The 12,341-nt window shown below is 42.2% G+C and carries 13 protein-coding genes; all 13 read left to right on the forward strand.

Annotation, left to right across the window (positions count from 1 at the left end):
- Positions 1–5 precede the first annotated feature (5 nt).
- The 13 genes from A5870_RS07740 to A5870_RS07800 all read left to right on the forward strand — a co-directional run bounded on the left by A5870_RS07740 (position 6) and on the right by A5870_RS07800 (position 12,211).
- Positions 6–1,040, forward strand: a complete 1,035-nt coding sequence (locus A5870_RS07740; RefSeq protein WP_081118589.1) for a diacylglycerol kinase — start codon at positions 6–8, stop codon at positions 1,038–1,040.
- A gap of 370 nt (positions 1,041–1,410) precedes the next feature.
- Positions 1,411–1,710 (forward strand): YlaN family protein, encoded by a 300-nt coding sequence (locus A5870_RS07745; protein ID WP_077454545.1) that lies wholly within the window; start codon positions 1,411–1,413, stop codon positions 1,708–1,710.
- 2 nt (positions 1,711–1,712) lie between these two features.
- Positions 1,713–2,876, forward strand: coding sequence for an FtsW/RodA/SpoVE family cell cycle protein (locus tag A5870_RS07750; RefSeq protein WP_086292312.1), 1,164 nt, complete (start codon positions 1,713–1,715; stop codon positions 2,874–2,876).
- Positions 2,877–2,898: 22 nt separating this feature from the next.
- Positions 2,899–6,327: a pyruvate carboxylase gene (locus tag A5870_RS07755; protein ID WP_086292313.1), complete on the forward strand. Its 3,429-nt coding sequence runs from the start codon at positions 2,899–2,901 to the stop codon at positions 6,325–6,327.
- 15 nt (positions 6,328–6,342) lie between these two features.
- Positions 6,343–7,473 carry a CAP-associated domain-containing protein gene (locus A5870_RS07760; protein WP_077454536.1) on the forward strand — a complete coding sequence of 377 codons (1,131 nt, stop codon included), beginning with the start codon at positions 6,343–6,345 and terminating at the stop codon, positions 7,471–7,473.
- On the forward strand, positions 7,460–7,888 hold the full coding sequence (locus A5870_RS07765) for a YlbF family regulator (protein ID WP_086292314.1): 429 nt from the start codon (positions 7,460–7,462) through the stop codon (positions 7,886–7,888). Before A5870_RS07760 ends, A5870_RS07765 begins: the two co-directional genes overlap by 14 nt.
- Positions 7,875–8,219, forward strand: a complete 345-nt coding sequence (locus tag A5870_RS07770; protein ID WP_077454534.1) for a YlbG family protein — start codon at positions 7,875–7,877, stop codon at positions 8,217–8,219. The genes A5870_RS07765 and A5870_RS07770 overlap by 14 nt, the downstream gene beginning before the upstream one ends.
- Before the next feature lie 100 nt (positions 8,220–8,319).
- Positions 8,320–8,874, forward strand: coding sequence for a 16S rRNA (guanine(966)-N(2))-methyltransferase RsmD (gene rsmD, locus A5870_RS07775; RefSeq protein ID WP_086292315.1), 555 nt, complete (start codon positions 8,320–8,322; stop codon positions 8,872–8,874).
- Position 8,875: 1 nt separating this feature from the next.
- On the forward strand, positions 8,876–9,370 hold the full coding sequence (gene coaD / locus A5870_RS07780; protein WP_005231326.1) for a pantetheine-phosphate adenylyltransferase: 495 nt from the start codon (positions 8,876–8,878) through the stop codon (positions 9,368–9,370).
- Entirely contained in the window at positions 9,360–10,412 is a 1,053-nt protein-coding gene (locus A5870_RS07785; protein WP_077454533.1) for a SepM family pheromone-processing serine protease, read from the forward strand. Before coaD ends, A5870_RS07785 begins: the two co-directional genes overlap by 11 nt.
- A 92-nt stretch (positions 10,413–10,504) precedes the next feature.
- On the forward strand, positions 10,505–10,918 hold the full coding sequence (locus A5870_RS07790; RefSeq protein WP_042890719.1) for a DUF1149 family protein: 414 nt from the start codon (positions 10,505–10,507) through the stop codon (positions 10,916–10,918).
- A gap of 22 nt (positions 10,919–10,940) precedes the next feature.
- Complete coding sequence (locus A5870_RS07795; protein WP_081118582.1) at positions 10,941–11,312, forward strand: VOC family protein; 372 nt, start codon at positions 10,941–10,943, stop codon at positions 11,310–11,312.
- A gap of 164 nt (positions 11,313–11,476) precedes the next feature.
- On the forward strand, positions 11,477–12,211 hold the full coding sequence (locus A5870_RS07800; RefSeq protein ID WP_086292316.1) for a metallophosphoesterase family protein: 735 nt from the start codon (positions 11,477–11,479) through the stop codon (positions 12,209–12,211).
- Positions 12,212–12,341 lie beyond the last annotated feature (130 nt).

Consider the following 12,341-nt stretch of genomic DNA (forward strand, 5'->3'; position numbering starts at 1 on the left):
AAGCGATGAAAAGAGCAAGAGTAATCTATAACCCGACATCTGGGAAAGAATTGATTCGAAAAAATTTAGCAGACATTTTAGATGTTTTGGAAAGAGGCGGTTATGAGGCGAGTGCGTTTGCCACGACCGCTGCACCATTTTCCGCCCGTGATGAAGCAAGAAGAGCCGGTGAAGCTGGTTTTGATTTGGTGGTAGCGGCCGGTGGGGATGGTACGATCAATGAAGTCGTCAACGGAATCGCTCCATTAGAAAAACGCCCGAAGATGGCGATTATTCCTGGAGGAACCACCAATGACTACGCACGTGCACTAAAGATTCCTCGGACCGATATCAAAGCAGCTGCGGAAGTGATTTTAAAACAGCAGACGGTGAAGATGGATGTCGGAAAAACACCCAATACGTATTTTATCAACATTGCTGCTGGTGGACACTTAACAGAACTGACCTATGATGTTCCTTCTGAGTTGAAAAGTGTTTTTGGCTACTTAGCTTATCTAGCAAAAGGAGCCGAATTACTGCCCCGCGTCAAACCAATCAAAATGCATCTAAAGTATGAAGACGGAGAATACATTGGCGGAGCCTCAATGTTCTTTTTAGGACTAACGAATTCAGTAGGGGGATTTGAACAGATTGCCCCTGACGCTAAGCTTGACGATGGGAAGTTTTCACTGATTATTGTCAAAACAGCCAATATTTTTGAGATCGTCCATTTAGTCGCTTTGATGATGAATGGTGGCAAGCACATCAACGATCGTCGTCTGATTTATACGAAGACATCTTTTCTTGAAGTAGACGCGCCAGAACAGGTTAATCGTTTAATGATCAACCTTGATGGTGAATATGGCGGAGATGCTCCTATGCGCTTTGAAAATCTACACAATCATATCGAATTTTTTGCAAATGTTGATCAAATCCCTGATGATGCGGTCGTAGGTGAGCAGAACTATCAAGAAATGAGCGAAGGATTTATTAAAGAAGTCGAACGTCTTTCCGATGAGGACATCAATGGCGATGGCAAAATCGGCGACGAAACACAGTAAAGGATTTTCTTTTCATGCAAAGTGGAAGAACAGGGACTTTTGGACCTGTTCTTTTTTTAAAATGAATTGTGGAAAAAGTAATAGGATTATTTTTTACGGAAAGTTGATAGAACAGCTTTTCTTAAATTTTTGTAAAGGACGTTTTTCGAGTGGTGTTTCACGAATTGCGTTTGTTTCACGAAAGTGTCGAAGGCAGTCAAAGATAAAACGAATAAAAATTACGAAAAAAGGACATTCTATGCTAAAAAAACGAACGTTAAGAATATATGCTCATTAAAGTTCGTTATTTCCGTATTTCTATGCAATCTAAGGATGCAAAAGCGGAGGAGAATATGCTATAATGGTGAAACGAAGAAATGGGGGGACCGGAATGGAGCAAATCGATTCTACAAAAGCGCTTGATCTGCTGAGAGATGACGCAGAACGAATCAAAAAGCTGATCCGAAACCAAGAAAATAGTTTATGTATCGCACAATGCAAAGCATTTGAAGAAGTGGTTGATACTCAGATGTATGGTCTATCACGGCAAGTGGCATTTGCGATCCGCTTGGGGATCGTCGATAATCAAACAGGACAACAATTGATGGCGGATCTTGAAAAAGATTTGAACCAATTGTACAGCGAGGTCTATGAAGACCAGCGGACACCTGAAATCGGCAAGGAGGCATAAACTTGCCAGAAAAAGTAAAGAAAAGACATTTATTAGATTATAGTATTCTCTTGCCGTATATTTTTATGTGTGTCACGGGTTTGATGATGGTCTATAGCTCCACGTCCTACGTCGCGATGACTGCTACAAATCCAACTACAGCTGCTTCTTATGTCATCAATCAAGCAATTTTTTGGTTGTTGAGTCTAGTAGCGATCACTGTCATGTATAAAATGAAAACGGATGTTTTTCGAAACAAAAAATTTGTCCAGATCGCCATGATTGTCATTTTGTTTTTATTGATCGCTGCCTTCTTCTTTCCAAGAAGAAATGGGGCACTAGGATGGTTATCGATTGCTGGCTTTTCCATTCAACCAGCTGAGTACTTGAAGTTTATTGTTATTTGGTTCTTATCTGTGACGCTATCTTATCGGCAAAAAGGCATTCAACAGGAGTTTTGGAAAACGGTTTGGCGCCCAATCGGAATCGTTTTCGTATATACCGGGATCATGGCCTTTTACCCAGACTTTGGGAATGCTGTGATCATCGTACTACTGGCTTTTGTCGTTTTGCTAGCTAGTGGGTTAAATTACTTGTACACCTTGATATTGGGGCTGGCAGGTATAATTGGAAGTATGTTGATCGTCCTATTTGTGAATCTAACCGGCGGTAAGCTTTTGCCAGCGTATGTCTACAGTCGCTTTTCATCCTTTTTGAACCCGTTTGCTGATGAATACGATACTGGTCATCAAATGGTCAATGGGTATTACGCAATGTTCAACGGTGGGCTGTTCGGGCGCGGGCTTGGAAATAGTATCCAAAAACGTGGTTTCTTAAACGAAGCGCACACCGATTATATATTTTCGATCGTTATGGAAGAATTAGGCTTGATCCCATCGATCATCATTTTAGGTGTTTTGTTCTATATGGTGGGACGGATCTTTCTTGTCGGTATTCGTTCAAGAGATCCCTTTAATTCCATGATGTGTATCGGCATAGGGGCTCTATTTATGTCCCAGATTTTTATCAACTTAGGGGGGATCACTGGTTTGATCCCATTGACGGGAATCACATTTCCGTTTCTAAGTCAGGGTGGGTCAAGTTTGCTGATGCTGTCGATTTGTATTGGTTTTGTATTAAATATCAGTGCCGAAGAAAAGAGGAAACAATATTATTTGAATTATTGATCAATTGAATGGAGTGGATTAGATGAAGAAAATTCTTGTTGCCAATCGTGGAGAAATCGCGATTCGTGTCTTCCGCGCATGTGCGGAGTTAGGAATCAAAACAGTCGGTATTTATGCTGCGGAGGATGAATACTCCGTCCATCGCTTTAAAGCAGATGAAGCGTATTTAGTAGGGAAAGGCAAACGACCGATCGATGCGTATTTAGACATTGAAGATATTATTCGCACAGCGAAAAAAGCCGGGGCCGAAGGGATTCATCCAGGGTACGGCTTTTTATCAGAAAACCTGAGCTTTGCGCAGCGCTGTGAAGAAGAAGGTTTGATTTTCATCGGACCATCCACTCACCACTTAGATATTTTTGGCGACAAGATCAAAGCAAAAGCAGCGGCGATCGATGCGGGAATTCAATCGATTCCCGGATCTGACGGTCCAGTAGCATCGATTGACGACGTTTTAGCATTCGCCGACGAACATGACTATCCGATCATGATCAAAGCAGCCCTTGGCGGTGGTGGTCGAGGTATGCGTGTCGCTCATGATGAAAAAGAAGCACGTGATGGCTACGAACGCGCCAAAAGTGAAGCGAAAGCGGCTTTTGGTAGTGATGAAGTTTATGTTGAAAAATATATTAGTAATCCAAAACATATTGAAGTCCAAATTCTAGGGGACAAGCACGGAAATGTCGTCCATCTATTTGAACGTGACTGCTCCGTTCAGCGCCGTCACCAAAAGGTAGTCGAAGTGGCACCATGTGTGTCAATGACGGCTGAACAGCGGGAAAAAATTTGTCAAGCTGCCGTTCAACTGATGAAGCATGTTGGCTATATTAATGCCGGAACAGTGGAATTTTTAGTTGAAGGCGATAAATTTTACTTTATTGAAGTAAATCCTCGGGTTCAAGTGGAACATACGATCACTGAAATGATCACCAATTTAGATATCGTGACGACACAAATTTTGATTGCACAAGGCAAAGACTTGCATAAAGAAATCGGGATTCCTGAACAAAAAGACATTCGCTTTGAGGGTGTTGCGATTCAATGTCGGGTGACAACGGAAGATCCAGCCAATAATTTTATGCCAGATACTGGTAAGATCGATACTTACCGTTCTCCAGGTGGATTTGGGGTTCGTTTGGATGTTGGAAATGCTTATGCCGGTGCGGTGGTAACCCCTTATTTCGACTCGCTGCTTGTAAAAGTCTGTACACATGCGGCAACCTTTGATCAAGCGATTCAAAAGATGATGCGCTGTCTGAAAGAATTCCGAGTACGTGGTGTAAAAACAAACATCCTCTTTATGCGTAATGTTGTTTCTCATCCAGCCTTTCGTTCAGGTGAAGCCAAAACCACCTTTATCGACAATACGCCAGAACTATTCAATTTCCCTCGGATTCGTGACCGTGGAAACAAAACCATGAAGTATATCGGTGAAATCACGATCAATGGATTCCCGGGAATCGAAAAACAAAAGAAACCTTTCTACAATGAACCACGGATGCCACAACACATCCAAGCAACGCCTGATTTCGTCAGCGCCAAAAATATTTTAGATACGAAAGGTGCCGAGGGAGTCGTTGAATGGATCGGTCAACAAAAGAATGTCTTGCTGACGGATACAACCTTCCGAGATGCCCATCAAAGCTTGTTAGCAACTCGTGTAAGAACCCATGACTTTAAGAAAATTGCCGCGATGACGGAAGCTGGCCTACCACAATTGTTCTCAAGTGAAATGTGGGGTGGGGCAACCTTTGACGTTGCCTACCGTTTCTTAACAGAAGATCCATGGGAAAGATTGCGGATGTTCCGGAAAAAAATGCCGAATACCTTGTTGCAAATGTTGTTCAGAGGCTCCAATGCTGTGGGATATTCCAATTATCCAGACAATGTATTGGAAGAATTCATCAAAGAATCTGCAGCGCAAGGAATTGATGTGTTCCGAATCTTTGATAGTTTGAACTGGGTTCCACAAATGGAGAAAAGTATTCAAGCCGTTCGCGATACAGGAAAAATTGCAGAAGCAACGATTTGTTATACCGGGGATATCAATGATCCGACCCGTCAAAAATATTCAGTACAATACTACAAAGATATGGCGAAAGAATTGCAAAACCTTGGTGCCCATATCATTGCTATCAAGGATATGGCTGGATTATTAAAACCGCAAGCAGCTTATCGTTTGATCAGTGAGCTAAAGGATACGATCGATGTGCCGATTCATCTGCATACCCATGATACCAGTGGAAATGGGATCATTACTTACTCAGCAGCTACTAAAGCCGGTGTTGACATCGTGGATGTCGCTATGTCAGCGGTCAGTGGCGCAACGAGTCAACCAAGTATGAGTAGTTTGTATTATGCACTATTGAACGGCGGACGCTGCCCAGAAATCAATGTAGACAACATCCAACAGTTGAACCACTACTGGGAAGATGTCCGCATGTACTATCATTCCTTTGAAAATGGCTTGAACGCACCTCAAACAGAAGTGTACAAGCATGAAATGCCGGGGGGACAATATACCAACCTCCAGCAGCAAGCCAAAGCCGTTGGTTTAGGCGAAAAATGGGATGAAATCAAAGAAATGTATCATGAAGTCAATATGATGTTTGGAGACATCGTAAAAGTGACACCTTCTTCGAAAGTCGTTGGTGACATGGCACTCTTTATGGTACAAAATGGCTTGTCAGAAAAAGATATTTTTGAAAAAGGCGATACATTGAGCTTCCCAGAATCAGTAATCACCTTCTTCCAAGGCGAGTTAGGTCAGCCAGTTGGTGGTTTCCCGAAAGAATTGCAACGCATTATCTTAAAAGGACGCCCAGCCTTTACAGAACGTCCCGGAACATTTGCGAAGCCAGTTGATTTTGCTGAAGTGAAGCAAGAACTAGCGGAGAAAATCGGCTATGAACCAAAACATGAAGAAGTCTTGAGCTACTTGATGTATCCGCAAGTCTTCCTTGACTATCGGAAAGCTTATGAACAGTTTGCCGATGTGAAAGTTCTTGATACGCCAACTTTCTTTAACGGCATGCGCTTAGGTGAAACGATCAATGTTGAATTAGAAAAAGGCAAAATCTTGATCATTCGTCTCGACGAGATCGGTGAGGCAGATATTGAAGGCAACCGGACCCTCTTCTTTAACTTGAACGGGCAACGTCGAGAAATCGTCGTTAAGGACAACTCTATCATCAGCTCTGTTCAAACAAAACGTAAAGCGGAGCCAACAAATAAAGAACAGATCGGTGCTTCCATGAGTGGCTCAGTCTTAGAAGTATTAGTCAAAAAAGGCGACCGAGTGGCACGTGGACAGACCTTGATGGTCACGGAAGCAATGAAGATGGAAACTTCTGTCGAAGCTCGCTTCTCAGGTGTGGTTGAACATGTGTATGTAACCAATGGTGAACCAATTCAGTCAGGAGACCTTTTGATTGAAGTCAAAGAGAAGTAAGGAGTCGATCCACAGATGAAGCGGAGAGGATTATTGTTTTGCGGCTTATTTGTCCTGGCCCTAATAATCGTGTATTTGCAGCCAGTATTCATGCAAAACGCTTCAGATTCAAGAATGACGATCGAAAACCCAATCAAAGCGCCAACAACCATGAATTACGAACCGATCGCAGCCCAAGGATTAGCTGAAATGATTGGGGAGCCTGTTTCGGATTTTGAAGAAGTCTACGGTCTTCCCATTCAAACCTATCGCTCGGGCTACGAGTTTGAAATTCGGGTCTACAATCAATTAGATGATCAACAGTATGTTGAGATCAATACCGATGGTGAAAGTGTGCAAGCAATCAAAGTAATCGGCGCCGGGGGCTCTTCCCTGGCACCTTTTACGATGGGCATGACCTTGACTGACTTGACGGAGTTGACCATGATTTATCCTAACTTTACCTTGACACAAAATGATCGTGCGATCAGTTTCGAATTGATGGAAGAAGATATGAACTATCGTCCATTAGTGGCTTTTGACAACGGGACTTTTGCTGTTTTGTTCTTCGATCAGGAGACTGCCCAACTGCAAGCCGTCACTTACTTGGATCAGACCACGCTACTTAAACTGGCACCTTATCCCTTGACGGAAGGACAGCGACCGCTGTTTCAAGTTTCGCAAACAATTGACCAAGCCCAAGCCAACCTTGAAAAAGAGACCTTGGCGTTTGTTATCATCGATAAAATTCGCCAGCAAATCGGCTTAGAAAGCTTCTCACAGGATACCCAAACACATCAAGAAGCAGCTGGACTTTTATTTGATTTGACGAATAATCTATCAGACTATTTGACTTCTCAACGAATCCATTCTTATCAACGCGCTCTTTCTTCAGAAAAAACGAGTAATTTTGTTTTAACGAACGACGAGTGGCGAGAGTTGTTGGCGGATAAGGAATTGGAAGCATCTGCTTCGATCTTCGAAGCGCCTGTTTACGATCCGACTTTTACGATTTTGTCTTGGTTCAGTAACCCAAGATTTGCTGAACGTCTGACCTATGAACAATCAGAAAAGATAGGAATTGCTTTTTCTGAAGCAAATATGGTAGTCTTAGTGCAAGAAGATGTGGAAGGGACCGAGGATAGTACGTCAGATGATTTACGATGAAGCCTTTTTCGAGATTGAAGATCAAATCGATTCACTTGTGATGGCGATCAAAGCAAGTGAAACGTGTAGAACCTATCAAAAAGCGAAAACAATTATGCATCAAGATCCTGTTGTTCAGGAATTGATGCGATCGTTTTTAGAAAAGAAGCTGGATTTTGAAAGAATTGAAGCTTACGGTGAGTATGCGCCTGATTTCAAAGAAAAAAAACGGGCGTTGCGCACAGCCAAGCGGCAGTTGGATCTTAATGAACAAGTAAGTGAGTTTCGCTGGAGTGAAACACAACTACAGCGTTTGCTGGATGAACTGACTGTGGCGATCTCTACTTGTTTTTCTCCCTCTGTCAAAGTGGACGCTGGGAGTCCCTTTTTTCAATCAAAATCAAGTTGTGGAGGAAATTGTCATGCACGAGGATAAAGAGCCTTTTACGATGCAAAAGCGTCGAGGATTGATCGTATGGGTTTACAGCCTACGCCAACTAAAAAATTTGCGTCGTTTTGGTTTTGTTCATTATGTATCACGTAAGATGAAATACGTGGTCATGTATTTGAACGAAGAAGAATACGAAAGCAAAAAAGCAAAAATCGAGCAGTTTCACTTTGTTCGACAAGTTGAAGCTTCCTATCGACCAGATGTCGAAATGGATTTTGCTGAAAAAATTGGTACTTCAGCAGCCTATCCAGTGAAAGATGAAGGGTTTGATATCGAAGAAAAAAATACGATGATTCGATTGGCAGAAAACGTGTAATAAAAAAGTGGGGGTGCCTTGAGTCACCGCCATTTTTTTATTGCTATTTATAGAAACAGTGCTATATTTGTATTTACGAAGATCTTGGAGGGAAAAAAGCATGCGTGTAGTAGCCGGAGAATATGGTGGCCGCAGATTAAAAAGTCTCGCTGGAGACAACACTCGCCCCACGACAGACAAAGTAAAAGGGGCGATTTTTAACATGTTAGGGCAATATTTAGATGGAGGTGTTGTACTGGATTTATTCAGCGGAAGCGGGGGCTTAGCTATCGAAGCGATCTCTCGGGGAGCTGATCATGCGGTTTGTGTCGACCGTAGTTTTCCAGCAACCAAAGTGATCCGCGAAAATATTGCTATAACCAAAGAACCCGAAAAGTTCACGGTGTTAAAAATGGATGCGAATCAAGCTTTACGGCAGTTTGCAGCTGAGGGACAAAGTTTTGACTATTTGTTTTTAGACCCGCCATACGCAAAGCAAGAGATTCTGCAACAGTTAGAAGCTATGCTGAAGGATGAATTGATTCGTCCGTCTGCATACGTAGTTTGCGAAACAGACAAGTCCATCGACTTACCAGAACAAATCGGCTCGTTGCATTTGGTCCGTGCCCAAACCTATGGCATATCGGCAGTGACGATCTATAGAAATGAGGGATAACGTGAAAAAGATTGCTTTATTTCCAGGGAGTTTTGACCCATTGACGTCCGGTCATGTTGACCTGATCGAGCGAGGAGCCACGCTTTTTGATGAACTGATCGTGGGTGTTTTTACAAATACCAATAAAAAAAGTTTTTTTACGAGTGAAGAAAAAGTTCATTTGATCGAAGAAGCCCTCGCCCATATTCCTAACGTCAAGATTCTGGCACAAGAAACGGAGCTGACGGTTACGATCGCAAAAAAACTAGGTGCTCAGTTTCTGCTAAGAGGCATTCGCAGTGTGAAAGACTATGAATATGAGCGGGACATCATGGAGATGAACCATCACCTAGAACCCTCATTAGAGACCGTTTTTCTTTTAGCAGACGCAAAACACAGTTTCATCAGTTCCAGTTTGTTGAAAGAAATCTTGACCTTTAACGGCGATGTTGCCGAATATTTACCTCAAAATATCTACGATGCTATAGTAAAGAAGCGTGATACCAATGAATCTTAAATCAACGATCAAATATCTTCTTCTGTTTGTTTTAGCACTGATCATCGCAGCTTGTGCTTTTTTGCCGATTCCCTATTATATCGAGCAACCAGGAGCAACGATCGATTTAAAAGAGCTGATTACCGTCAATCAAAAAGAAGACACCTCAGCCGGCTCCTTTTCTTTGACCAGTGTTGGGATTCGACAAGCTACCGTGTTCACAGCGATTGGAACGAAATTCAATGAATTCCAAGACTTGATCAGTGAGGAAGAACTTTTAGGCGGTGCGACAGATGAGGAGTACAATCGCATTCAACGTTACTATATGGAATCCTCGCAAAATAGTGCGATTGAGCAAGCATTAAAGCTGGCAGACTTACCTTATGAAATGACCTATAAAGGGGTCTATGTCATGGGGATCGATCCAAATTCCAGCTTTGCTGGGAAAATATCCGTTGGAGATACCGTCACCGCAGTCAACGGTAAAGAATTTAAAAGCAGTCAAGATTTTATCGACTACGTCCAAAGTCAAACCATTGGTGATGAAATCACCGTGACTTACTTGCAAGATGGCGAAGAAAAAGAAGCAACGGGCAAACTAATTGAACTGGAGAGCAATCAAAAAGCCGGTATCGGCATCTCCCTCGTCGATCATACAGAGATCACTTCTGATGAAGAGATCGTGATCGATTCTGGCAATATCGGAGGACCTTCCGCTGGTTTGATGTTCACCCTTGAAATTTATGAACAGTTGACCGGAGATAACCTACGTAAAGGCCACAACATAGCTGGGACAGGAACGATCTCAGCTGACGGAACCGTTGGTCGAATCGGTGGGATCGATAAAAAAGTAGCGAGTGCCAGTGAAAGTGGTGCAGAAATCTTCTTTGCCCCAGATGATGAGATTACTGACGAAGAGCGTGAAATAGATCCTTCCATCAAAACAAATTATGAAGAGGCAGTGGCAGCAGCGAAAAAGTTAGACACGGATATGAAAATCGTTCCGATCGCCAATGTCCAAGATGCCTTGGATTATCTAGCAACACTAAAAGAAGCAAATTAAAACGGCACTCGCCGTTTTTTTTATTGTCTAAAGAATACAGTAGGCTCAAAGAAAAGGTTATGCTATACTTTTAGATAAGGAGTGTGAATCTAGTGGAATTAAAAAGACAACAACCGATCGTTGAAGCATATCATTTCGATATGAAACCGAAAGACAAAGAAATGGAAACCAAATTGAATGTCGGCTTTGCGCCGTTAAAAGTCAAAGATGAAGAATATATGGAAAAAAACAGTATTATTGGCGCTCGGCTAGAATTCCAATTGGTGTTCCCTGATTATGTTTTGTCAGGACGTGTCGGACAGGTCAATCATATTTTGAATCGTAAAGTCAATTCCGGAGAAGATCTAACAAAAGCCGAAACTGACCGCTTGGTGGAGCCATTGTTTGATATCGTCAAACGCTTGACTTATGAAGTGACAGAGATCGTAACCGACAAACCAGGTTTACAATTGAACTTTAATACCAATTCGAATGCTGCGCAAGAAGCGAAGGAAGAAGACAAATAACGAGAAATAGGAGGGATGCCCATTGTTTTCCAATCAAATGCAAGTGATGCTATACGTCGATGATGTGACGAAAGCAGTTGAGTTTTGGCAAGAACTAGGGTTTGCGATCATTGAACAACAAACCGTTGATGGAACATCCGTCGTCGAAATCGCGCCATCAAAAGAGGCAGAGGCTCATTTTGTCTTATATGACCGTGAGTTCATCGAAACGCACTCACCTGAAGTCGCATTAAATTCCCCATCGATCATGTTTTTTGCAGAAGATATTACGACACTTTATAAGAAGCTTCTAGAGATGGAAGCAGAAGTCGGTGAATTGATTCAGATGGAAGAACAGCTGGTTTTCAATTTTGCCGATCCGGATGGCAATTATTTTGCTGTTTCAGGAAAATAGGTTTTACCGATCGTAATCAATCATTCGTCTTTATGAACCCGACTCTATGCTGTCGAACCGTTCAAGACGAATGATTGTTTTTTGATTTTAATGCAAGACATTTTGCAGCCAAAGGGCTAAAATTGATAATAAGAGACTCAATTGCCTTTAAGGAGGGAATGACTATGCAAAACTATCTATATGCAATCAGTGATATTCATGGAATGGCCGATCTTTTTAAAAGTCTTCTTGCGGAATATGATCCTAAAATCCATCAGTTGCTTTTGATTGGTGATCTAAATGACCGAGGACCAAAGTCCAAAGAGTGTTTAATGTTCGGAAAGAAATTAGTTGAAGAACATCAAGCGATTTATTTACGTGGCAATCATGAAGAGTATTTTCTGCAATTTCTAAATGCCCCAGAGGATTGGTTCGCCGCCTACGTACGCAATGGCGGCAAAGAAACGATTGAAAGTCTTTTGCATTCAGGAGCTACTGAAGAGTATTCTCCAACGGAAATTGCCTTGATGATCCGAAGTAGATATGGAGACTTAATAGAGTTTTTGATGGAGCGGCCGCTTTATTACGAATGGGGGAAGTATCTTTTTGTCCATGCGGGCGTGGATTTAAGTAAAAAAGATTGGCGGAAGACCGCCGACCACGATTTTATCTGGATTCGCGAGCCATTTCATAAAGGAAAAAACCGTACAGGAAAAACGATCGTTTTTGGTCATACCATCACGCCAATGCTGCATGGAGATATGCAGACGACGGATCTTTGGCAACAAGATGACAAAATCGGCATCGATGGCGGGGCAGTATTTGGTGGATCGGTGCATGGCGTGATTTTTGATGAGAAAGGGATCGTTCAGGACATCGAATACCAAAATTTAGCAGGCCCTTGGCAACCAGACTTTTAAAAGTCTTTTTTGAAAAGTCAAAAGCAGCCATAACAAGAGTCGTGAAAGTAACGTTGTTTTCGTGCAATCTTGTTCGCTCAATGGCTGTCTTTTTTATGTTAAAATAGCAAAAGCAACAAAGGAAAGGTGA

Origin of the sequence: Enterococcus sp. 2G9_DIV0600, from assembly GCF_002140615.1 — a bacterium.
Taxonomy (GTDB): domain Bacteria; phylum Bacillota; class Bacilli; order Lactobacillales; family Enterococcaceae; genus Enterococcus_D; species Enterococcus_D innesii.